This window comes from Enterobacter sp. BNK-8, assembly GCF_048685095.1.
Classification (GTDB): Bacteria; Pseudomonadota; Gammaproteobacteria; order Enterobacterales; family Enterobacteriaceae; genus Enterobacter; species Enterobacter quasiroggenkampii.
In genome coordinates, this window is record NZ_JBLQTN010000001.1 from 751709 (window position 1) to 773825 (window position 22117).

Annotated in this window: 19 protein-coding genes; 12 read left to right on the forward strand and 7 right to left on the reverse strand. The window is 58.8% G+C overall.

Translation table 11 applies throughout. The features are described 5' to 3' along the window. Window positions 1–62 precede the first annotated feature (62 nt). The 3 genes from yahO to pheP all read left to right on the forward strand — a co-directional run bounded on the left by yahO (window position 63) and on the right by pheP (window position 4199). Window positions 63–338 (forward strand): DUF1471 family periplasmic protein YahO, encoded by a 276-nt coding sequence (gene yahO / locus ACMGGU_RS03575; RefSeq protein WP_021241596.1) that lies wholly within the window; start codon window positions 63–65, stop codon window positions 336–338. A 185-nt stretch (window positions 339–523) separates the two neighbouring features. Continuing rightward, on the forward strand, window positions 524–2707 hold the full coding sequence (locus ACMGGU_RS03580; RefSeq protein WP_395299856.1) for a TonB-dependent receptor: 2184 nt from the start codon (window positions 524–526) through the stop codon (window positions 2705–2707). A 103-nt stretch (window positions 2708–2810) separates the two neighbouring features. Next, window positions 2811–4199 (forward strand): phenylalanine transporter, encoded by a 1389-nt coding sequence (gene pheP, locus ACMGGU_RS03585; protein WP_277718462.1) that lies wholly within the window; start codon window positions 2811–2813, stop codon window positions 4197–4199. A gap of 149 nt (window positions 4200–4348) precedes the next feature. Here the strand turns inward: pheP and ACMGGU_RS03590 are convergent, their stop codons facing one another. Together ACMGGU_RS03590 and ACMGGU_RS03595 are read right to left on the reverse strand one after the other, a co-directional pair. Continuing rightward, entirely contained in the window at window positions 4349–5590 is a 1242-nt protein-coding gene (locus ACMGGU_RS03590) for a mechanosensitive ion channel family protein (RefSeq protein ID WP_420300250.1), read from the reverse strand. 65 nt (window positions 5591–5655) lie between these two features. Continuing rightward, complete coding sequence (locus tag ACMGGU_RS03595) at window positions 5656–7092, reverse strand: MFS transporter (RefSeq protein ID WP_126534558.1); 1437 nt, start codon at window positions 7090–7092, stop codon at window positions 5656–5658. Between the two features lie 107 nt (window positions 7093–7199). Between ACMGGU_RS03595 and ACMGGU_RS03600 the strand changes: the two genes are divergently transcribed. The 3 genes from ACMGGU_RS03600 to ACMGGU_RS03610 all read left to right on the forward strand — a co-directional run bounded on the left by ACMGGU_RS03600 (window position 7200) and on the right by ACMGGU_RS03610 (window position 8806). Further along, window positions 7200–8069 (forward strand): helix-turn-helix transcriptional regulator, encoded by an 870-nt coding sequence (locus ACMGGU_RS03600; protein ID WP_277718467.1) that lies wholly within the window; start codon window positions 7200–7202, stop codon window positions 8067–8069. Window positions 8070–8208: 139 nt separating this feature from the next. Then, window positions 8209–8538 (forward strand): type II toxin-antitoxin system RelE/ParE family toxin, encoded by a 330-nt coding sequence (locus ACMGGU_RS03605; protein WP_420300251.1) that lies wholly within the window; start codon window positions 8209–8211, stop codon window positions 8536–8538. Next, window positions 8519–8806 (forward strand): helix-turn-helix domain-containing protein, encoded by a 288-nt coding sequence (locus tag ACMGGU_RS03610; RefSeq protein WP_045909670.1) that lies wholly within the window; start codon window positions 8519–8521, stop codon window positions 8804–8806. The genes ACMGGU_RS03605 and ACMGGU_RS03610 overlap by 20 nt, the downstream gene beginning before the upstream one ends. 35 nt (window positions 8807–8841) lie before the next feature. Here the strand turns inward: ACMGGU_RS03610 and nfsB are convergent, their stop codons facing one another. The 3 genes from nfsB to ACMGGU_RS03625 all read right to left on the reverse strand — a co-directional run bounded on the left by nfsB (window position 8842) and on the right by ACMGGU_RS03625 (window position 10564). Further along, window positions 8842–9495: an oxygen-insensitive NAD(P)H nitroreductase gene (gene nfsB / locus ACMGGU_RS03615; RefSeq protein ID WP_024906901.1), complete on the reverse strand. Its 654-nt coding sequence runs from the start codon at window positions 9493–9495 to the stop codon at window positions 8842–8844. A 120-nt stretch (window positions 9496–9615) separates the two neighbouring features. Beyond that, complete coding sequence (locus ACMGGU_RS03620) at window positions 9616–9984, reverse strand: MmcQ/YjbR family DNA-binding protein (protein ID WP_023293103.1); 369 nt, start codon at window positions 9982–9984, stop codon at window positions 9616–9618. Then, entirely contained in the window at window positions 9974–10564 is a 591-nt protein-coding gene (locus ACMGGU_RS03625; RefSeq protein WP_045909668.1) for a TetR/AcrR family transcriptional regulator, read from the reverse strand. The genes ACMGGU_RS03620 and ACMGGU_RS03625 overlap by 11 nt, the downstream gene beginning before the upstream one ends. A gap of 190 nt (window positions 10565–10754) precedes the next feature. Between ACMGGU_RS03625 and ACMGGU_RS03630 the strand changes: the two genes are divergently transcribed. Next, complete coding sequence (locus tag ACMGGU_RS03630; RefSeq protein WP_420300252.1) at window positions 10755–11858, forward strand: MBL fold metallo-hydrolase; 1104 nt, start codon at window positions 10755–10757, stop codon at window positions 11856–11858. A 32-nt stretch (window positions 11859–11890) separates the two neighbouring features. Then, a complete protein-coding gene (locus tag ACMGGU_RS03635) occupies window positions 11891–12232 on the forward strand; it encodes a RamA family antibiotic efflux transcriptional regulator (protein WP_010428317.1) in 342 nt (113 codons plus the stop codon). A 54-nt stretch (window positions 12233–12286) separates the two neighbouring features. Here ACMGGU_RS03635 and ACMGGU_RS03640 read toward each other — a convergent pair whose 3' ends face one another. Continuing rightward, on the reverse strand, window positions 12287–12535 hold the full coding sequence (locus ACMGGU_RS03640; protein WP_325841725.1) for a DUF1158 domain-containing protein: 249 nt from the start codon (window positions 12533–12535) through the stop codon (window positions 12287–12289). Window positions 12536–13014: 479 nt separating this feature from the next. Here ACMGGU_RS03640 and ACMGGU_RS03645 point away from each other — a divergent pair, with 479 nt between their 5' ends. From ACMGGU_RS03645 to ACMGGU_RS03655, 3 genes are all read left to right on the forward strand, one after another. Continuing rightward, entirely contained in the window at window positions 13015–15723 is a 2709-nt protein-coding gene (locus tag ACMGGU_RS03645) for a cation-transporting P-type ATPase (protein WP_420300253.1), read from the forward strand. 120 nt (window positions 15724–15843) lie between these two features. Continuing rightward, window positions 15844–16905, forward strand: coding sequence for an efflux RND transporter periplasmic adaptor subunit (locus ACMGGU_RS03650; protein WP_420300254.1), 1062 nt, complete (start codon window positions 15844–15846; stop codon window positions 16903–16905). Between the two features lie 9 nt (window positions 16906–16914). After that, window positions 16915–20070, forward strand: coding sequence for an efflux RND transporter permease subunit (locus ACMGGU_RS03655; protein WP_420300255.1), 3156 nt, complete (start codon window positions 16915–16917; stop codon window positions 20068–20070). Here the strand turns inward: ACMGGU_RS03655 and ACMGGU_RS03660 are convergent. Next, window positions 20000–21121 carry a YbdK family carboxylate-amine ligase gene (locus tag ACMGGU_RS03660; RefSeq protein ID WP_414455560.1) on the reverse strand — a complete coding sequence of 374 codons (1122 nt, stop codon included), beginning with the start codon at window positions 21119–21121 and terminating at the stop codon, window positions 20000–20002. The genes ACMGGU_RS03655 and ACMGGU_RS03660 overlap by 71 nt on opposite strands. Before the next feature lie 105 nt (window positions 21122–21226). Between ACMGGU_RS03660 and ACMGGU_RS03665 the strand changes: the two genes are divergently transcribed. Beyond that, window positions 21227–22117, forward strand: coding sequence for an oxidoreductase (locus ACMGGU_RS03665; protein ID WP_420300256.1), 891 nt, complete (start codon window positions 21227–21229; stop codon window positions 22115–22117).

The window sequence follows — 22117 nt, forward strand, 5'->3', positions numbered from 1 at the left end:
AAAACCTCACCATAATGCGTGAGGTTTTTCGTAGTTGCTGATTAATCTCAAGGAAAAAGGTTATGAAAAAGACGACTGCTATTTTGTTGGGAACGGCGTTACTGTTTACGACCAATGCTTTTGCTGCCCAACTGCTGACTAAAAATGAGTTCAAGAAAGTCGAGTCTCAGTATCAAAAAATCGGTACGGTAAGCACTTCAAATGAAGTATCGGTCGATGATGCAAAAAAAGAACTGATTGAGAAAGCCGATAAGCAAGGCGCGGATGTTCTGGTGCTCACCTCAGGGAACACCAACAATAAAATTCACGGTACGGCCAATATCTACAAGAAAAAATAACGTCACTGCAGCCACCCCGTGTTCGGGGTGGCTGTTCCTCCCCTGTCTCCCCATCTCTTCTTGTTGTTCGCAGTTACGCTTGCTAACGCATGGATAATGCGTATAGTTCTCATTTGCATTGCTATCAATACATTCTAAGGCCCGACAACGGGTCATTTTTGCGCGCACTTTCAAATGAGTTAACGATGAACAACACCAACATACACAAAACGCTGCTGGCGCTCGCCGTTGGCGCGGTAACACATTCCGCCTTCGCGGCGGGCGATCAAAAAGAAGATACCCTCGTCGTGCAGGCTAAGCCTGCCAGCGAGTTCAAACCCGGTGGCGATCGGCTGGTACCGGCCTTCCTCGACGGACAGGTGGCAAACGGCGGACGGATGGGGATGCTGGGCCAGCAGAACGCCATGGACGTACCGTTCAACATCATCAGCTACACCTCAAAGCTGGTGGAAGATCAGCAGGCGAAAACCATTGCTGACGTGGTCGCCAACGACGCGGGCGTGCAGTTCGTTCAGGGTTTCGGCAACAGCGCGGAAACCTACCGTATTCGTGGCCTGAAGTTCGACGGTGACGACATGACCTTTGGCGGTCTGTCCGGCGTGCTGCCGCGGCAGGTGGTGGATACGCAGATGGTTGAGCGCATTGAGATCTTCAAAGGGGCAAACGCCCTGATGAACGGCGCGGCGAGCTCCGGCGTGGGCGGGATGATCAACCTTGAGCCAAAACACGCGGGCGAACTCCCGCAGGCGAAAGTGGGCGTCGACTACACTTCCGATTCTCAAATTGGCACCACGCTGGATGCGGGCCGTCGCTACGGCGACAACGACCAGTTTGGCGCGCGGGTGAACCTGGTGCACCGCGAAGGGGAAACCGGCATACCGAACGATCGCCGCCGCACCACGCTGCTCTCTACCGGCCTGGATTACAACGGTGACCGCTTCCGCACCTCGCTGGATCTGGGCTATCAGAAAAAAACCTTCCACGGCAGTCCAACCAGCGTCAACATTTCGGCGGTAGATTTCGTGCCCGAGCCGCCGAAAAACGATCGCAACTTCTCGCAGAAGTGGGCCTACAGCAACATCGAAAACGAGTTCGGGATGTGGCGCAGCGAGTACGACATCACTGACGGCTGGACCGCCTATACCGGGCTTGGCGCGCAGCACGCGCACGAGGAAGGGATCTACAGCGCGCCGAAGCTGGTGGATAAAAGCGGTAAGGCAACGGTCAGCCGCCTTGATACCAACCGCATCAGCGATTCCGTCAGCGGCATGGCGGGCATTCGCGGTAACTTTGATACCGGTTTTATCTCGCACAAGGTCAACGTTGGCTATTCGGCGATGACCAAAAACGAAAAAATCGCGTGGGAAATGTCGGCGACGAAGGATAACCCGACGACCAACATCTACCACAACACCGGCGTGGATATGCCGGACAGCAGCAACTTCAACGGATCTGGCGGAAAGTACAGCGACCCGCTGACCAGCGGACGCACCCGTACCCAGGGCTGGCTGTTGAGCGATACCCTGGGCGTGCTGGACGACAAACTGCTGTTCACCGCTGGCGCACGCCACCAGAAAGTGGTCATTCGCGGGTATAACAAAATTACCGGTGCGGAAAACGCGGCAGACGGCTTCGACGGCAGCCGCTGGATGCCAACCTACGGCGTGGTCTACAAGCCGTGGGAGGAAATCTCGCTCTATGCTAACCATACCGAAGCGCTGCAGCCGGGCAAAACCGCGCCTAATACCGCCACCAACTACGGCCAGAGCACCGGTATCGTTCACTCTAAGCAGAACGAAGTGGGCGTAAAGGCGGACTTTGGCCGCGTAGGCGGATCGCTTGCGCTGTTTGAAATCAAGATGCCGTCGGCGATCCTCGACAGCAACAATCACTACGGCCTGGATGCTGAACAGCGTAACCGTGGCGTGGAGCTGAACATTTTCGGCGAACCCATGCTCGGGATGCGCCTCAACGCCAGCGCCACCTGGCTGCAGGCCGAGCTGACCAAAACCAAAAATGGTGTCAATCAGGGTAACGATGCGATCGGTATTCCGAACTTTTACGCCGTATTGGGTGCAGAGTATGACATCAAGCCGATTGATGGCCTGACGGCGACCGCCCGCGTCAACCACTCCGGTGCGCAGTACGCTGACCTGGCAAACACCAAAAAGCTGGACAGCTACACCACGCTGGATCTGGGGATGCGCTATCGCTTCGCGGTGAACCACAATGCAAACCAGATGACGGTGCGTGCGGGCATCGACAACGTGACCAATGAAAACTACTGGGCCAGCGTGGATGATTCCGGTACCTACATCACGCAGGGCGAACCGCGTACCTTTAAGATCGCGGTTGGCTACGAATTCTAAGCGTTCCATCTCGTTATCCGGGGCAGGGATGCCCCAATCCCTTGCTACCTCCAGCATGAAGTGTTAAAACGTGCCCCTTCTAAAAAAGAGACAGGGGTAGGACGTGAAAGACGCGTCATCCGCTTCAGGCCATGGTAGCGCCGAAGCCTCGTCGGATCAGAATCCGACGCTGCAACGTGGTTTGCAAAATCGACATATTCAGTTAATTGCCCTTGGCGGCGCAATCGGTACCGGGCTCTTTCTCGGCATCGGCCCCGCTATTCAGATGGCGGGCCCGGCGGTGCTGCTGGGTTACGGTATCGCCGGGATTATTGCCTTCCTGATCATGCGCCAGCTTGGCGAGATGGTTGTCGAAGAGCCAGTTTCAGGCTCCTTCGCGCATTTTGCTTATAAATACTGGGGCCCGTTTGCCGGCTTCCTGTCCGGCTGGAACTACTGGGTGATGTTCGTGCTGGTGGGGATGGCGGAGCTGACCGCCGCAGGCATCTATATGCAGTACTGGCTGCCGGATGTCCCGACGTGGATCTGGGCGGCGGCCTTCTTCATCATTATTAACGCCGTTAACCTCGTCAACGTCCGCCTGTATGGTGAAACCGAGTTCTGGTTTGCGCTGATCAAGGTGCTGGCGATTATCGGCATGATCGGCTTTGGCCTGTGGCTGCTGTTCTCAGGCCACGGCGGCGAGCGCGCCACGATCGACAACCTGTGGCAGCACGGCGGCTTCCTCGCCACCGGCTGGAAAGGGCTGATCCTCTCCCTGGCGGTGATCATGTTCTCCTTCGGCGGTCTCGAGCTGATTGGCATTACCGCCGCCGAAGCGCGCGACCCGCATAAAAGCATTCCAAAAGCGGTTAACCAGGTGGTGTACCGTATCCTGCTGTTCTACATCGGCTCGCTGGTGGTCTTGCTGGCGCTCTATCCGTGGGTGGAAGTGAAATCCGACAGCAGCCCGTTCGTGATGATTTTCCACGATCTGAACAGCAACGTGGTCGCCTCCGCGCTGAACTTCGTCATTCTGGTTGCATCGCTGTCGGTCTATAACAGCGGCGTCTACTCCAACAGCCGCATGCTGTTTGGCCTCTCCGTACAGGGCAACGCGCCGAAGTTCCTCACCCGCGTCAGCCGTCGCGGCGTGCCGGTGAATTCCTTGTTACTGTCAGGTGCCATCACGTCACTGGTGGTGCTGATCAACTACCTGCTGCCGAAAGAGGCCTTTGGCCTGCTGATGGCGCTGGTAGTCGCTACGCTGCTGCTGAACTGGATCATGATCTGCCTGGCGCACCTGCGATTCCGCGCCGCGATGCGCCGCAAGGGGCGCGAAACGCAGTTCAAAGCGCTGCTTTACCCGGCGGGTAACTACCTATGTATCGCTTTCCTGGGGCTGATTCTGGTACTGATGTGTACCATGCATGAGATGCGCCTCTCGGCGATGCTGCTGCCGGTGTGGGTGGTGTTCCTGTTTATTGCTTTTAAGCTCTCGCGCAAAAAGTAGCGCGGTTTTCTCCCTCTCCCTGTGGGAGAGGGCACCAGACCGCACCAAACCAGACCACACTTGCCTTCATGCCCGGTGGCGCTTCGCTTACCGGGCCTACAAAATCAAAGTAGGCCGGGTAAGGCGAAGCCGCCACCCGGCAACCCACCTCACCGATGCTGAGGGGTCAACGAGCGAATATCATTCCCCGTCGGCGACTGGTGAATACGCAGACCAAATTCATCCACCACCGCGAAAATATGGTCGAAGATGTCGGCCTGAATCTCCTCATATTCTGCCCAGACCACGGTATTGGTGAAGGCATATATTTCAATCGGCAAGCCATTCGCATCAGGCGCTAGCTGGCGCACCATCAGCGTCATATCTTTACGAATACGCGGGTGGTTGCGCAGATATTCGTTCAGGTAGGCGCGGAAGGTGCCGATATTGGTCATCTTGCGCAGGTTTAATACCGATTCCCCTTCACCGTTCTGCTGATTCCACAGGTTAATTTCCTCATGACGTGCGGCCAGATAAGGCTTCAGCAGTTTCGCCTGAATGAGCTTCTGCTGTTCCTGCTCGTCGAGGAAATGAATGCTGGTGGTATCAATGTTCAGGCTGCGCTTAATGCGTCGCCCGCCGGAGGCCGACATACCGCTCCAGTTGATAAAGGCGTCGGAGACCAGCGCCCACGTCGGAATGGTCGTAATCGTATTATCGAAATTGCGCACTTTCACGGTGGTCAGGCCGATGTCCGTCACCGTACCGTTGGCACCGTATTTCGGCATCTCCAGCCAGTCGCCGAGCTTGAGCATGTCGTTGGCAGAAAGCTGAATACCCGCCACAAGTCCGAGTATCGGGTCTTTAAACACCAGCATCAGCACGGCGGCCATGGCACCCAGACCGCTGATCAGAATCGCCGGGGACTGGCCAATCAGCAGGGAGATAATCAGTATCCCCACCAGGATGGCGCTCACCAGCTTGATGCCCTGGAAGATCCCTTTCAGCGGCAGCTGTGACGCGGTAGCCATTTTCTGCGACAGATTGAAAATCACGTCCAGCAGCGAGAAGAAGGAGAGCAGGGCATACACCATCACCCACAGCTTCGCGCAGGTGGTGAGTATTTCCGCCGCTTCGCTACCCTTTTGCAGCCACAGTACCGCCTGGACGTTGACAATTATCCCCTGCAGGGTAAAGGCCAGACGGTGAAATAATTTATTCTGGGTGATGATCTGCAGCCATAAATGGCTGCTGGCCTGCGCGCGTTTTTCGAATGCGCGAAGTACCCCTTCGTGCAGAATAAAATGAACGATGATGGCGGTAAGAAAAATAATACCAAAGATAATCACTAAAGAGGTGGTGTGATTAATTTCAATGCCTAACTCTTCAACCTGAGCAATCAATTCCTGCATAACGTCTCCTGTATTTTTGCAGCCCCATAATGGCGGCTGCGGATCTATTATGCAAATTCACGAACTTATTTGGCGGCCTGGCAGACCTTTACCACCGGCAGGCACAGGCGATGGCGGATGCGCAGCGTCGCCAGAGCCAGCACCACCATCATGGCTGTTTCCACCATGAGGAAGACGTTAACCGCCTGGGTGTAATCCCCGTGATGGTTTTGAAGCGCATGCAGCAAAATGGCGCCAAAAATAGCCGGGCCAAGACCCAGCGCGGCCTGCTGCAGGGTGCTTAAAATAGCGCTCGCGGCCCCCGCGTCGTCTGGCTGAATGTCGCGCATCCCGATGCGGTAAAAACTGTTCACGATCAGCGCCTGCCCGTAGCCCACCAGTCCGGTCGCGGGTGCCAGCGTCAGGGTGGTATTCTCCATGCCCCAAACGCGGAACGTGGCGATCAGCGCCAGCAGGCCGGTAATCTGGATCGCCAGACCCGTCAGCAGGATGGTGCTGGTGCTGTAGCGGGCAATCAGCCGCGGCGCGAACCACGCCGAAACAAAGTAGGTCACGCCCAGGGCGATAAAACTGTTCCCGGACTGCCACGGTGCCATCCCCAGACCGGTTTGCATGGTCAGCGCCATACAGAACATAAACCCGGACCAGACGCTGAAAAAGAGCATCGCAATCAGAATGCCAAAGCGCACGCTGCGAAGTGCAAGCAGGCGCGGCGGGATCAGCGGGTGGGCATTCTCACGCTCTTTTTTGCGCGCATTCAGCGCCATCAGCCAGGCCAGCGGGACAAGGGCGAGCAGCATCGCCTTCAGCGGCCAGGACCAGTGCCACTGCGGGCCGAGCGCCATCGGGAACAGCAGGCAGCAAAGCATGATGGCCAGCAACACGGTACCCGGCCAGTCGATGCGTGACGGCGTCTCGCGACGGGTTTCCGGTACGAAGCGGCGGCTCAGCGCCAGCACCACCAGACAAATCGGCACGTTGATAAAGAAGGCGTTACGCCAGCCCAGCCCGGCGATATCCGCCGATACCAGCCAGCCGCCGCCCATCTGCCCGACGATAAACGCAATCCCGCCGATGCCGCCGAACAGGCTGATGGCTTTTGCATGCGCCGTACCTTTGAGCGTCACGTGCAGCGTGGCAAGAATTTGCGGCATGATCAGTGCGGCACCCGCGCCCTGAACGATGCGCGCGGCGAGCAACTGTTCAATGTTCCCCGCTATTCCGCACAGCAGCGAGGCCAGGCCAAAGCTCGCCACACCCCACATGAACAGACGGCGACGGCCAAAATTATCCCCCAGCTTGCTGCCGAGCGCGAGGCAGACGGCAAAGGCCACGCCGTAGAGCGCGACGATGAGCTCCAGTTCGGTGGCGGTAGCGTGCAGTGAATGGGTAATGGCGTCCAGCGCCACGTTGGTGATTGAGGTATCAATCATCGGCAGCATCTGGCCGGTTAACAGCAATATCAGGCCAGCGCGACCCGGTGAAACAACTGACGTATTCATGGTAACTCCATTGCGTCATTCAACAGATGGTCGTAGCATCTACCATCAGATAAACGGGTACCAGTTCTTGCTTATACTGGTACTGGCACTACCATGCAGGGGGATTTATGGCGCTGATGTCTGAACCTGTCGTCTCACTTCAGGATGACACCAGAAAACAGCTCGGGGCATTTTTACGCGCCCGGCGTGAAAGCCTCGATCCGCAGCGTCTCGGCTTGCCGCGCAGCGGTCGTCGCCGCACGCCGGGTCTGCGCCGGGAAGAGGTGGCGATGCTCGCTGACGTGGGCGTGACCTGGTACACCTGGCTTGAGCAGGGCAGGGACGTCAATCCGTCCAGCGCGGTGATGGCGGCCGTGGCAAAAGCGCTACAATGCACCCCGACCGAGGCCCGGCACCTGTTTGTGTTAGCGGGTTTGCCGCCGGGTGAAGCACCACAGGCGGTCTGCTATGAAGGCATCAGCGAAGGCACCCGACGCCTGCTGGATACGCTGATGCCGAAACCCGCGAGCATTCAAAAACCGAACTTCGATATCGTGGCGTGGAACGACAGCTTCGGGCATCTGATGGGCGTCGATTTCAATGACATCCCTCCCGAAGATCGCAACTGTATTTATCTGTTCCTCACGCATCCGGCGTGGCGCGCGCGCCTCGGCAGACGCGACGACGTGCTGCCCATCTTTGTCTCCTATTTCCGGGCGGCGATGGCCGAACACCGGGGTGACCCGCTGTGGGAGGCCAAACTGGCTCGCTTCTTCGCGGTGTCCGAAGAGTTCAAAACCCTGTGGCACCAGCGCAACGACGTGCGCGGCGTGGAGAACCAGCTCAAGCTGTTTACCCATCCCGAGCTGGGGGATTTTACGCTACAGCAGATGTACTGGTATTCCGCGCCGCGAAACGGATCGCGGCTGCTGGTGTATCTGCCGGTGGATGAGGCGGGAGAGCGGGCAATGGAGTGGCTGGCGGCGCAGGGAAAGTAAGTTTTTTGCGAGGGGCTTTCATGTAATCAAAGCGGATCCGGTTCTGTCTGTTAAAAACGGATAAGGTGGGACACGAAAAGCTAAATTAGCCTTTAATGCAAATTGCCTTATATGCTAATATTCTCAGGGATGAAATATCGTGTCCAGACTTATCGTTCATGAGGCGGTAAGGGAAGAGATTCTCTCACTGCCTGCTGGGGTGCAGGCGAAGCTGATTCGACAGCTTGATAAATTACGCACCAATCCGACAGTACTGAGAGAACCTGACAGCAAACCCTTACCCTATGGTTTGTTTGAAATCAGAACCGTCGGGCTGATCCACACTCGTGGGATCTACGTTTATCAGCGGGAAAAGACAATTTTTCTGCTGCGGGTATTTATCAAGAAAACGCAAAAAACACCCTCTGCTGAACTCCGTCTGGCATTGAAACGACAACAGGAGATGTTGGATGAGCAAAAAGATTATTGACTGGGATGAGCTCAGAGCGGAACTGTTAAGCAATTCAGAAGTGCAGGCTTCTTTTGATGCAGAAGAGCGCAAGGAACGCCTGCGAGAGATGCTGGCGCAATGGCGAGACCATGCTGGCCTGACGCGCGCGCAGGTGGCTGAGCGGATGGGCGTCAGCGCACCCACGGTATCCAGAATGGAAGCGAATATTACCCGGGCAAGCCTTGATACGTTAACGCGTTATGCGCTGGTGTGTGGGATTAAACACCCGCAGATTACGCTTTATTGAAACAGGCACGCCGGAACCCAGCGTGCCAGGAGGGATTAGCACTCGGTCACAATCGTGCTCAGCGGCAGGCGAGATTTCGGCAGCGTGGCGTTGAAATCTTCCACGCTGTGATGCCCAACCGGCACCACTACCAGGCTGGTGAAGCCTTTCTCTTTCAGGCCAAACTCTTCGTCGAGGATCGCGGCGTCGAAACCTTCGATCGGTACCGCGTCCAGACCCATAGCGCCCACGCCCAGCAGGAAGTTGCCGACGTTCAGGTAAACCTGCTTCGCCATCCACTGGTCGTCATCTTTCAGATCCACGCGGTGCATGTCGGCGAAATAGGTGCGGCCCTTATGGTTCGCGGCTTTGGCTTCCGGGGTGTTGAAGCGACCGTCGGCTTCTTCCTGATCGACAACGCGTTCCAGCCAGGCATCGTCCATCGCGGTTTTCGCGCAGAACACCACCACGTGAGAGGCATCCAGCATTTTGCGTTCGTTAAACACATAGGTGCCTGCCGCGGATTTCGCCACGCGCGCTTTTCCTTCCTCGGTGCTGGCCACAATGAAGTGCCACGGCTGGGAGTTGGTGCTGGACGGGCTGTACTGCAGCAGGGTTTTGATTTTTTCCGCTTCTTCAGCGGTCAGTTTTTTGCTTGCGTCGAACGCCTTGGTGGAGTGGCGTTTCAGCGCAACAGAAATGATATCCATAACAACTCCTGATGATGAAATTCGCCCGCGTGCGGGCGCGAAAGATGAGCAGATTACAGCGGGACGGGGAAAAAGATAAGGGCAATTCGAGCGTTTAATCTGTTCGTCTCAGACGAACAATCAGACTGGCCGGATCCACTTCTGGTCTTTTTTCGGCAGCTTATCCACCACCAGATGCCAGGAATCATTGATGAGATCGGTAACCAGTTCCGGCGTCACGTCGTCCGTACCGTAAAGGGAGATCCAGTGCTTTTTGTTGAGGTGATAGCCCGGTTCAACGCCGCGATAAATCTGCTGATTTAACAGCGATTTCTCCGGGTCTGACTTCAGGCTGACGTGCGGCCGCCCGTGCGCGACGGCCACAATCATGAAAATTTTTCCACCCACTTTAAACACGTCAAACTCCGGCCCAAACGGCCAGCAGTGTTCGGTGAACGGCAGTTCAAGCGCCACGCGTTTTGCATGCTCCTGCAACGTTTTACTGTCCATCGCTCTCTTCCTGGGCAAGCCCGCGCCACATCACCTCAAAGCCGAGCGCTTTAAACTCAACGGCGCGGGACGGATCGCGGGTGGCAAATTCCATCGTACTTTCGGCCAGCGATAAGAAAAGCGCATCGCCAAATGTTTTAAATTCATCAGACATAAACACCTGACGCACCGAGCGGCGGCAGAGTTCATGCAGCTCCGGAAACATCTCTTTCACCGCCTGTTCCGTTTCGACGCTCAGCTTTTCACTGACGCCAATCTGGCGGATCGCCGCATGTGCAACGGGGTTACGAATACCCCAGTCCACATAGCTGTTCCAGATATTGCGGGTATGTTCTTTAGGCAGCGTGATGGTGCGATCGAGGTTTGCCAGCATGGTCTGGCAGAGATCCTGCTTCAGATGCAGATAGAGGGCATTCAGCAGATCGTCTTTCGTAGCAAAGTAGCGGAACAGGGTGCCTTCGGCGACGCCCGCCTTACGGGCAATAAGCGCCGTTGAGGCGGCAATACCTGACTGTGCAAACGCCGCCGTTGCGGCTTCCAGTAAGGCCTGTTTTTTATCTTCACTCTTCGGACGTGCCACTAAATTTTTCCTCCTGTCAATTGTAAAAACCCTGATTGAAACACGTGCTTTGACACGCTGCAACGCGGAATGTCAAAGATCGAAAACGTCTTGACGACTTTATCATCATATCTATAATGAGTGCTTACTCACTCATAATCAAGTTTACCCTGCGCACGCTATCGGATGGGGCGCGTTTTCGGGTCAGGATATGAAAAAACCTCTCTTCATCTGCGTGGTGTTAATCATGATTATTGCTTCAGCCGCGAGTTTACCGTTTGTTCTGAATGCCGGATTCGGCCAGCCGCCGCAGGGTGAACGGCTCACTGAAGTGGAGGCTTCCCCACAGTATCGCGAGGGGAAATTCCACAATACGCTGCCGACGCCGGGTTATAACGGTGACAAAAATATGCTGGTCGCGATGTGGGAGTTTCTGACTAAAAAAACTGAAAACGCCCGCCCGGCCCAGCCGCTGCCGCTGGTGAAAACCGATCTTGCGAGCCTGCCGCTGGAGCAGGACACCCTGGTGTGGCTCGGTCACTCTTCGTGGTATCTGCAGCTCGCGGGCAAACGCATCCTGATTGACCCGGTGCTTGGCAACTATGCCGCGCCGTTCTCGTTCCTCAATAAGGCCTTTGCCGGGGAGTATCCGTGGTGTGCTGAACGCATGCCGGAGATCGACCTGCTGATTATCTCGCACGATCACTACGATCATCTGGATTACGCCACTATCAAGGCGCTACTGCCGAAGGTGAAGCGGGTGGTGACGCCGCTGGGCGTGGGATCCCACCTGCGTTACTGGGGGATGAAGCCCGAGATTATTGACGAGCGCGACTGGAACCAGTCGGTACGCATCAGCGATGAATTGACGGTGCACGTTCTGCCAGCGCGTCACTTCTCCGGTCGCGGCATCAAACGCGATCGCACCCTGTGGGGCAGCTTCATGTTCGTCACGCCAGAGCAGAAGGTTTACTACAGCGGAGATTCCGGTTACGGCCCGCACTTCAAGGCCATCGGTGAACAGTTTGGCGAAGTGGACGTCGCCATCATGGAAAACGGCCAGTACGACCAGGACTGGAAGTACATCCACATGCTGCCGGAGGAAACGGCGCAGGCCTCGGCGGATCTGAACGCGAAAGCCGTGGTGCCCGGGCATAACGGACGCTTCGTGCTGGCGAAACACGCCTGGAACGATCCGCTGATCCAGCTGGCAAAAGCCAGCAAGGATAAAAATTATCGGTTGCTGACGCCGGAACTGGGCGAGCCCGTCCGGGTAAGCGACAGCGCACAAACCTTTCGTGCGTGGTGGGAATAATGTTTAAGCGAGAAGCAGAGGGGGACAGCAGTATGACCATTTCCGCTCAAGTCATCGACACTATCGTCGAATGGATCGACGACAATCTGCACCAGCCATTACGAATAGAAGAGATTGCCCGCCATGCGGGTTACTCGAAATGGCACCTGCAGCGGCTGTTTATGCAGTACAAAGGGGAGAGTCTGGGACGTTACATTCGTGAACGTAAGCTGCTGCTGGCGGCGCGCGATCTGCGAGAATCCGACGCCCGGGTGTACGACATCTGCCTTCGTTACGGGTTTGACTCGCAGCAGACGTTTACCCGTATCTTCACCCGTACGTTCAATCAGCCGCCGGGTGCGTACCGTAAAGAGAACCATAGCCAGACACATTAAGCTGTCGCGTGTAGGCCGGGTAAGGCGTAGCCGCCACCCGGCTTTTTTATGGGCTCAGGACGCGAGTGAAAACCAGCGTCGCCAGACGAAACGCAGCACGAAGAATTCAATCGCCCCGAGCAGTAAAAACCACACGCAGAACAGAATGGTATAGAGCTGGTTAAGATCGACCATGTGAAAGGTCTGAACCAGCTTCTGCGCCAGCACCAGCCCAAGCGAAGGCGCCGGGAGCAGCAGGCACGAAAGCAGGGCCAGTAATAAAATGCCGCCTGCGGTGAGCAGCGATTCTAGCGGGTGTCTCATCGTAATGTTAATCGTCAGTTAAAAATGTCATTGTCCGGCATTCTGTAACGTAAAGCAATATCAGCCCCGCTGACCTTTTTGAATAAAACAAAGACATTATTACTGCGCACAAATAACAACATACGACCCGGCGTTTATATTAATATCGCGTTATGTAAATAAACGTCCGCATCAGGAAAATAATTTTACAAATGTATAGGTGCTATAACCAATTAACGTGGCAATAACAATGGCCGCGATAACGTATAACACCAGTCTGCGCCCGCGATAAATACCCCACATGGTTCCCCCTCGTTTAGTTTTGGTTTAGAAATATTTTGTAAAAATCAGGTCATCGAAATAGTTTTAATCAGTTTTGAATAACCGAGAAGTCATTATATTGCGGTAGATCAATTTTACTCGCAAGACTTTAAAATGAATTTATTTAAGCCCGAAAGGAATTCAGGCTTCTGTTCACCGGAAATTGAAGGAAAAATACGATGACTGAAAAAAAAGTGATTCCGAACGTGCCGCCTTCCGGCGGGCTGGCATACCAGCAGACCGTAGAGCAGATGCTTGCACATGCGCAGAGCCAGGCCAGCGGTCTGGACCGTGCAGAGGCGCAGGCGCGTCTGCAAAAAACAGGGCCGAACGCGCTGCCGGAGAAAAAAGGCAAACCCGCCTGGCTGCGTTTCCTGGCTCATTTTAATGATGTGCTGATTTATGTCCTGCTGGCCGCCGCCGTATTAACGGCAGTAATGGGCCACTGGGTTGATACGCTGGTTATTTTGGGCGTGGCGGTAATCAATGCCTTAATTGGTCATATTCAGGAAAGTAACGCGGAAAAATCCCTGAAGAGTATTCGTAATATGCTCGCCAGCGAGGCGCGCGTTATTCGTAACGGCAACCATGAAACAATCCCCACAACTGAAATAGTCCCGGGCGATATTATTGTATTACGCGCGGGGGATCGTATTCCGGCGGATATGCGTTTAATTGAAGCGCATAATTTACGTGTGGAAGAGGCGATTCTGACCGGTGAATCCACCGTGGTGGATAAACACGTTAATCCGCTCAGCGGCGAATTACCGCTGGGCGATCGCACCAATATGGTCTTCTCCGGGACGACCGTCAGCGCGGGCGGCGGCATCGGTGTGGTCACCGCGACCGGTCAGGATACGGAACTCGGCCACATCAACCAGATGATGGCGGGTATCGAAAAGCACCGTACGCCGCTGCTGGTGCAGATGGACAAGCTGGGTAAAGCGATCTTCGCGATTATTCTGGCGATGATGGCCGCGCTGTTTGTCTTCAGCCTGGCGTTCCGGGAGATCCCGATGGGCGAGCTGCTGCTCTCCCTGATTAGCCTGGCGGTGGCCTCCGTACCGGAAGGTCTGCCGGCCATTATCTCCATCATCCTCTCCCTGGGCGTGCAGGCGATGGCGCGCAAGCGGGCGATTATCCGCAAGCTGCCGACGGTTGAAACGCTCGGCGCGATGACCGTGGTCTGCTCGGATAAAACCGGTACCCTGACCATGAACGAGATGACGGTCAAAGCCATCATCACCGCCGACGCCTGCTACCGCGTGGATGGCAACAGCTACGAACCGGTGGGTAACATCTACCTGGAAGGCAGCGACGAGCCGGTGCAGATCCAGCCGGGCACCGTGCTGGAGCAGTACCTGCGCACCATCGACCTGTGTAACGACAGCCAGCTGATTCAGAACGATCGCGGGCTGTGGGGCATCACCGGCGGCCCAACCGAGGGCGCGCTGAAGGTGCTGGCGGCGAAAGCCAGCCTTGAGCCAGTGATGACCACGCTGGTTAACAAGATCCCATTCGACTCGCAGTACAAGTACATGAGCACCCACTACCAGATTGGCGGTGAGGAGCAGATCCTGATCACCGGCGCGCCGGACGTCATTTTCGCCCTCTGCGCGCAGCAGCAGACCCGTCACGGTGCAGAAGCCTTCAACCGCACGTACTGGGAAAGTGAGATGGAGCGCTATGCGCGTCAGGGGCTGCGCATGGTCGCCGCGGCGTTCAAGCCAGCGAACGGCGAGCAGGAACTGACGCACGATGACCTGAGCCACGGCCTGATCTTCCTCGGCATCGCCGGGATGATGGATCCGCCGCGCCCGGAAGCCATTGACGCGATTAACGCCTGCCAGCAGGCGGGGATCCGCGTGAAGATGATCACCGGCGATCACCCGCAGACGGCAATGAGCATCGGGCAGATGCTGGGGATCAGCAACAGCGAGCAGGCGGTTACCGGCTACGAGCTGGAGAAGATGGACGATGCCGCCCTAGCGGACGCGGCGGTGAAGTATGACATCTTCGCCCGTACCAGCCCGGAGCATAAGCTGCGCCTGGTGAAAGCGCTGCAGGACAAAGGCGAAATCGTCGGCATGACCGGCGACGGCGTGAACGATGCCCCGGCGCTGCGTCAGGCGGACGTGGGTATTGCGATGGGCATTAAGGGCACGGAAGTGACCAAAGAGGCGGCGGACATGGTCCTGACGGACGATAACTTCGCCACCATCGCCAGCGCGGTGAAAGAGGGGCGTCGCGTTTACGACAACCTGAAGAAGACCATCCTGTTCATCATGCCGACTAACCTGGCGCAGGGTCTGCTGATTGTGATTGCGCTGCTGGCGGGGAACATCATTCCGCTGACGCCGGTGCTGATTCTGTGGATGAACATGGCGACCTCCGCCACGCTCTCCTTCGGCCTGGCCTTTGAGGCCGCCGAGCGCAACATCATGCGCCGTCCGCCGCGTCAGACCGGGCAGCACGTGATGGACGCCTACGCCGTCTGGCGCGTGGCCTTCGTCGGCACCATGATTGCCATCGCCGCCTTTGCGCTGGAAGCCTGGCTGACTCCGCGCGGCCACAGCGCGGAGTTCATCCGCACCGTGCTGCTGCAGATGCTGGTCTGCGCCCAGTGGGTATACATGATTAACTGCCGCAACACCGAAGGGTTCTCCCTCAACCGCGGCCTGCTGGCGAACAAAGGGATCTGGCTGGTGACGGGCGTGCTGTTCCTGCTCCAGGCGGCGATTATCTACCTGCCGTTTATGCAGATGCTGTTCGGTACCGAAGCCCTGCCGCTGCGCTACTGGTTTGTGACCCTGGCCGTTGCAGGCGTGATGTTCTTCGTCGTCGAAATCGAGAAGCGACTGACCCGCAGGTTCCGTAAGGCTGCATAACGAAAACCTTACCCCTCACCCTAACCCTCTCCCCACAGGGGAGAGGGGACCGCCCGGTTTTCTCCCTCGCCCCTTTGGGGAGAGGGCCGGGGTGAGGGGAAACAACCCTGAGGTACTGCCATGAAATTCCCGGTCCTGTTCGCGCTCCTCGCCTGTACCCTGCAACCCGCATTCGCTGCCATTCCCGTTCGCGTCGCCACCGTGGAGCAAACCGCCCACGCCGCCGAGCGCCAGATCCCGGGCCGCATCGAAGCCATTCACACCGTTGAGCTACGGGCGCGCACGGAAGGCGCGATCGCCAAAATCCACTTCCGCGACGGGCAGTACGTGAAAAAAGGCGACGTACTGTTTGAGCTGGACGACGCCGAGCCGCGCGCCGCCCTGCGCCTGGCGCAGGCCGAAGTGAAAAGCGCCGAAGCCACGCTGCGCCAGGCACAGCAGCAGCTTTCCCGCTTTGAAAGTCTCGGCAGCAGCAACGCCATTAGCCGTCACGACGTGGACAACGCCCGCATGCAGCGCGACGTCGCCAGCGCCGCTCTTGAGCAGGCGAAGGCCCGGCTCGAAGCCCGCAACGTCACCCTGAGCTACACCCGTATCACCTCGCCGATTGACGGCCGCGTGGGGCACAGCAGCTTCCACGTGGGTAGCCTGGTCAACCCGGCGAGCGGCGTTTTGGTGGAGGTGGTGCAGCTTGACCCGATCCGCATCGCCTTTGCGCTGGAAGAGGGGGCGTTTGCCGCCAAAGCCGGACAGCATGCGGATATCAACGCCATGAAGCGTGCCTGGCAGGCGCTGATCGACAACAACGGCCAGCGCGTCAGCGGCGAGCTGACATCAGTGGATAACCGCGTTGACCCGCGTACCGCCAGCGTGATGCTGCGCGCCGAGTTTGCCAATCCGCGCCATCAGCTGCTGCCCGGCGGCAATGTGAACGTGTTTTTGCGCCCGGCAAGCGAACAGCCGGTGCTGACCCTGCCTGCCGCCGCGGTCCAGCAGAACGGCGACGGCTACTTTGCCTGGGTCGTTAATGCCGACGGCAACGCCGAAATGCGCCCGCTGAACGTGGCTGGTCAGATTAGCCAGCAGTTCCAGATCACCTCTGGCGTGAAGCCCGGTGAGCGAGCGATTACTGACGGCGCGCAGCGCGTGCAGCCCGGCGCTGCTGTCCAGATACTGAATTAAGGAGCCATCATGCTGACGTTTTTCATCAAACGCCCGCGCTTCGCGATGGTGATTGCGCTGGTCATCACCCTGCTGGGGGCCATTGCGCTGAGGATTATCCCGGTGGAGCAGTACCCGCAGATCACGCCGCCGGTGGTGAACGTCTCTGCCAGCTGGCCCGGTGCCAGCTCCGCGGACGTGGCGGAGGCCATCGCCACGCCGCTGGAGACGCAGCTGAACGGCGTGGACCATATGCTCTACATGGAGTCCACCAGTTCGGATGAAGGCACTTACAGCCTGAACATTACCTTTGCGGCGGGCACCGATCCGGATCTCGCGGCCATCGACGTGCAAAACCGCGTGGCGCAGGCCGTGGCGCAGCTGCCGACCGAGGCGCAGCAAAACGGCGTGCAGGTGCGCAAGCGGGCCACCAACCTGATGATGGGGGTAAGTCTTTACTCACCGAATAACACCCACACGCCGCTGTTCGTCAGCAACTTCGCCAGCACCCAGGTGCGCGAGGCGCTGTCGCGTCTGCCCGGCGTGGGGCAGGTGCAGATGTTCGGCGCGCGCGACTACAGCATGCGCATCTGGCTGCGCCCGGACCGCATGAACGCCCTGAACGTCACCACTGATGACGTGGCGCAGGCGTTGCGCGAGCAGAACGTACAGGGCGCGGCGGGTCAGGTGGGCACCCCGCCGGTGTTTAACGGCCAGCAGCAGACCCTGACCATCAACGGGCTGGGGCGCTTAAGCCAGGCCGAAGAGTTTGCCGACATCATCATCCGCGCGGGGGAGATGGGCCAGCTGGTGCGCCTGAAGGACGTCGCCACCATCGAGCTCGGCTCGCGCAGCTACAGCTCCGGTGCGCAGCTGAACGGGCACGACTCCGCCTATTTGGGTATCTATCCGACGCCGTCCGCCAACGCCCTGCGCGTGGCCGATGCGGTACGCGCGGAGCTGGAACGCCTCTCAACGCGCTTCCCGGACGACCTGGTTTATGAGGTGAAATTCGACACCACCTCTTTTGTCGCCGCGACCATTAAAGAGATCGGCGTCTCGCTGGCGCTGACGATGCTGGCGGTGGTGGTGGTCGTTTCCCTGTTCCTGCAGAGCTGGCGCGCGACGCTGATTGTCGCCCTCGCCATTCCGGTGTCGCTGGTGGGCACCTTCGCGGTGCTCTATACGCTCGGCTACTCCGCCAACACCCTCAGCCTGTTTGCCATTATTCTGGCGCTGACCATGGTGGTGGATGATGCCATCGTGGTGGTGGAGAGCGTTGAAACGCTGATGGCGGAAGGGCAGAGCGGCACGGCGGCGACCGCGCTGGCGCTGCGCCAGATCGCCGGGCCGGTCATCGCGACCACGCTGGTGCTGCTGGCGGTGTTTGTGCCGGTGGCGCTGCTGCCGGGGATTGTCGGCGAGCTGTACCGCCAGTTCGCGGTGACGCTCTCCACCGCCGTGACGCTGTCAAGCCTGGTGGCGCTGACCCTGACGCCCGCGCTGTGCGCGATGCTGCTGCGTCCGCGCCCGGAGAAACCGGCGGCCGTTTATCGCGCCTTCAACCGCGGGCTGGACGCCACGCGCGGTTTCTACACCCGCCTCGTGCATGTCTTAAATCTGCGACCGTGGCTGGCGCTGCTGGCCACCGCAGGCGCGGCGGCAGTCGTGCTGTTCAGCTTTATGTCGATGCCAAAAAGCTTCCTGCCGCAGGAGGACCAGGGCTACTTCTTCGCCAGCGTTCAGCTGCCGGAAGCGGCTTCGCTGGAGCGCACCGAAGCGGTGATGACCACCGCACGGGAGCTGATCGCCCAAAATCCGGCGGTGGAGGACGTCATTCAGGTCTCCGGATTTAACATCCTCAACGGCACCAGCGCCTCAAACGGCGGGTTTATCTCCATCATGCTGAAGGACTGGAGCGAGCGTCCACCGCTGGAGGATGTGATGGGCACCCTGCAGCGCCAACTGCTGGCCCTGCCGGAAGCGACCATCATGACCTTCGCGCCGCCGACGCTGCCGGGGCTGGGCAACGCCTCCGGTTTTGACCTGCGCATCCAGGCTCAGGCGGGGCAGAGCCCGGCGGAGCTGGAGCGCGTCACCCGCGAGGTGCTGGCGAAAGCCAACCAGCATCCGCAGCTGAGCCGCGTGTTCACCACCTGGAGCAGCAACGTGCCGCAGCTGACGCTGACCGTTGACCGCGAGCGCGCCGCCCGTCTCGACGTGCCGGTGTCGCGCATCTTCAGCAGCCTGCAAACCGCCTTTGGCGGCACACGCGCCGGGGATTTCAGCATCAACAACCGCGTCTACCACGTGGTGATGCAGAACGAGATGCAGTGGCGCGAGCGTGCAGAGCAGATCAGCGAGCTGTTCGTGCGCAGCAACAGCGGCGAGCGGGTGCGCCTGAGCAACCTCGTCACCATCACGCCGACCGTCGGCGCGCCGTTCCTGCAGCAGTACAACCAGTTCCCGTCCGTGTCGGTGAGCGGCTCGGCAGCGGCTGGGGTGAGCAGCAGCACCGCGATGGCGGCGATGGGCGAGATCCTGGCGGCAAGCCTGCCGGCCGGCTACGACTACGCCTGGAGCGGTATGTCGTACCAGGAGCAGCAGACCGGCAATCAGGCGATCTGGATCGTGCTGGCGGCGGTGGTGATGGCATGGCTGTTCCTCGTCGCCCAGTACGAGAGCTGGACGCTCCCGGCAAGCGTGATGCTCTCGGTGCTGTTTGCCATCGGCGGGGCGCTGGTCTGGCTGTGGATGGCCGAATACGCCAACGACGTGTACGTGCAGATTGGTCTGGTATTGCTGATCGCGTTAGCGGCCAAGAACGCGATTCTTATCGTCGAGTTCGCCCGCGCGCGGCGTATGGACGGAATGGCGATTGTCGATGCCGCGCGGGAAGGGGCCTCGCGCCGCTTCCGCGCGGTGATGATGACCGCCGTGTCGTTCATTATCGGCGTTCTGCCGATGATGCTGGCGACCGGCGCAGGCGCCCAGAGCCGCCGCATCATCGGCACCACGGTCTTCAGCGGCATGCTGGTGGCGACCGTGGTGGGGATTCTGTTCATCCCCGCGCTGTTCGTGCTGTTCCAGCGCCTGCGGGAGTGGGGCCACGGCCTTACGGACTCGTCGCCCACAGCTCGCAGTGCTTCTGCACCAGAGAGATCAGCGAGCCGCCGTCGGCGATAAAGTCGCGCATGCGCTGCGCCTCGCTCTTGCCCTGCTTTAACAGCAGGGCAATTTCATTGATTGCGCTTGTGGCACCGAGCTTATCAGCCGACGGCGCCACCTGCTCCAGCAGCCAGGCGATGTCTTCCGCCACGGTTCGTTGCTCGCCGGTATGCACATCCGTCAGGATCCCCTCCAGCCCATAGCGACACGCCTGAAAACGGTTAAAACGGTAGAGCAGAAAATCCCGTTCCTGATGCTTATACGGTCGCGTGGTCAGCAGCCAGTGTGACGTGGCCTGAATCAGCCCGGCGATGTTAATCGCGTGGCCGAGCGTCAGCGGCGTATCCATCACCCGCACCTCCACGGTGCCAAAATGCGGGCTGGGGCGAATATCCCAGTGCAGATCCTTGATGCTGTCGATCATGCTGGTGGCGCTCAGACGGCGGAACAGCCCTTCAAACTCCTGCCAGCTGTTGACCCACGGCATCTGTCCGTTATCCGGGAACCCGGAGAAGATATTGAGCCGCGACGAGGAGAACTTTGTGTCGGTGCCCTGCATGTACGGCGAGGCGGCCGCCAGGGCAATAAAGTGCGGCACAAAGCGCGACAGGCCGTGCAGGAGGTAAATGGCGTCATCCCCGGTCCGGCAGCCGACGTGAACGTGCTGACCGAACACTGTCGCCTGCAAAATCAGATAGCCAAAGCGCTCCAGCGTGACGTTATAGCGCTCGTCGTCGCACACCTCCTGGCGCTGCCATTTCTGGAACGGATGCGTCCCGCCGCCGCAGATCTGAATGTGCTGCTCCGCCGCCGCGCGCAGGATGCTCTGCTGCATCACCGAGAACTGCGCCGCCGCCTGATCGATGGTCTGACACACGCCGGTGGCGATTTCGAGCATGCTTTCGGTGATGTCGTGTTTGACTTCACCGCCTTTGATGTCGTCTTTGACGGCGGCGATGAGCGCGGAGGAGTCCTGGCTGAGATCGTACCCCGGCGGGTTAACCACCTGCAGTTCGAGCTCGATGCCAAGGGTGAACGGTTTAGAGGATTTAAAATCGGGTAAAGGCATGGCGCACTCCGTTGTCTGTAGAGTGTTGAGTATAGACAACGGGTGTGGCGCGCTCGACTCAGGGTGGTATAACTGATAGCAGGCTTAGCAAAAAGGGAGTGACTCATGTCTGACTATCCAACCATTGCGCTGATTGGTCCCGGTGCGATTGGCACCACCGTTGCCGCGGTACTGCATGACGCGGGCCGCACGCCGCTGCTCTGCGGACGCACCGCGCATCCGGAATTACGCCTGCGTCACGATGAGGGGGAAACGGTGGTGCCCGGTCCGGTATTAACCGATCCGGCGGCCATCACGCGCCCCGTCGACCTCGTGTTTATCGCGGTGAAAACGACGCAAAATGCCGACAGCGCCGGGTGGCTGCGCGCACTGTGCGATGAAAATACGGTGGTGTGTGCCCTGCAAAATGGCGTAGAGCAGAAGGCTCAGCTTGAGCCTTTGGTCAGTGGCGCGACTGTGCTGCCGTCGGTGGTCTGGTTCCCGGCGCAGCGCGAGCCGGATGCCTCCGTCTGGCTACGGGCGAAGCCGCGCCTGACGCTGCCGGACGAGCCTCAGGCGCAGCGGGTGGTCGAGGCGCTTCGCGGTACGCGCTGTGAAGTTGAACTCTCGGCTGATTTCCCCACCGTCGCCTGGCGCAAGCTGCTGCAAAATGCGGTCGCCGGGCTGATGGTGCTCGCTAACCGCCGTGCCGGGATGTTCAGGCGCGAGGATATCAGCGACCTTGCGCTGGCCTACCTGCGGGAAGGGCTTGCCGTCGCCCGCGCCGAAGGGGCGAAGCTGGCCGATGACGTGGCGCAGGAGATTCTGGCGAACTTTCAGCGCGCGCCAGTGGATTTGGGTACGTCGATTCTCGCTGACCGTCAGGCGGATCGCCCGATGGAGTGGGATATCCGCAACGGCGTGATCCAGCGCTACGGCCGCGAACACGGGATTGCGGTGCCCATCAGCGACGTGGTGGTGCCGCTGCTGGCGGCGGGGAGCGAGGGGCCGGGTTAA

Coding starts and splice junctions, on each gene's coding strand:
- ACMGGU_RS03665 (WP_420300256.1), top strand. CDS start 21,227: ATGTCTGACTATCCAACCATTGCGCTGATTGGTCCCGGTGCGATTGGC.
- ACMGGU_RS03595 (WP_126534558.1), bottom strand. CDS start 7,092: ATGAATACGTCAGTTGTTTCACCGGGTCGCGCTGGCCTGATATTGCTG.
- ACMGGU_RS03580 (WP_395299856.1), top strand. CDS start 524: ATGAACAACACCAACATACACAAAACGCTGCTGGCGCTCGCCGTTGGC.
- ACMGGU_RS03610 (WP_045909670.1), top strand. CDS start 8,519: ATGAGCAAAAAGATTATTGACTGGGATGAGCTCAGAGCGGAACTGTTA.
- yahO (WP_021241596.1), top strand. CDS start 63: ATGAAAAAGACGACTGCTATTTTGTTGGGAACGGCGTTACTGTTTACG.
- ACMGGU_RS03655 (WP_420300255.1), top strand. CDS start 16,915: ATGCTGACGTTTTTCATCAAACGCCCGCGCTTCGCGATGGTGATTGCG.
- ACMGGU_RS03620 (WP_023293103.1), bottom strand. CDS start 9,984: ATGGACAGTAAAACGTTGCAGGAGCATGCAAAACGCGTGGCGCTTGAA.
- ACMGGU_RS03640 (WP_325841725.1), bottom strand. CDS start 12,535: ATGAGACACCCGCTAGAATCGCTGCTCACCGCAGGCGGCATTTTATTA.
- ACMGGU_RS03590 (WP_420300250.1), bottom strand. CDS start 5,590: ATGCAGGAATTGATTGCTCAGGTTGAAGAGTTAGGCATTGAAATTAAT.
- ACMGGU_RS03635 (WP_010428317.1), top strand. CDS start 11,891: ATGACCATTTCCGCTCAAGTCATCGACACTATCGTCGAATGGATCGAC.
- ACMGGU_RS03600 (WP_277718467.1), top strand. CDS start 7,200: ATGGCGCTGATGTCTGAACCTGTCGTCTCACTTCAGGATGACACCAGA.
- nfsB (WP_024906901.1), bottom strand. CDS start 9,495: ATGGATATCATTTCTGTTGCGCTGAAACGCCACTCCACCAAGGCGTTC.
- ACMGGU_RS03650 (WP_420300254.1), top strand. CDS start 15,844: ATGAAATTCCCGGTCCTGTTCGCGCTCCTCGCCTGTACCCTGCAACCC.
- ACMGGU_RS03645 (WP_420300253.1), top strand. CDS start 13,015: ATGACTGAAAAAAAAGTGATTCCGAACGTGCCGCCTTCCGGCGGGCTG.
- ACMGGU_RS03660 (WP_414455560.1), bottom strand. CDS start 21,121: ATGCCTTTACCCGATTTTAAATCCTCTAAACCGTTCACCCTTGGCATC.
- ACMGGU_RS03630 (WP_420300252.1), top strand. CDS start 10,755: ATGAAAAAACCTCTCTTCATCTGCGTGGTGTTAATCATGATTATTGCT.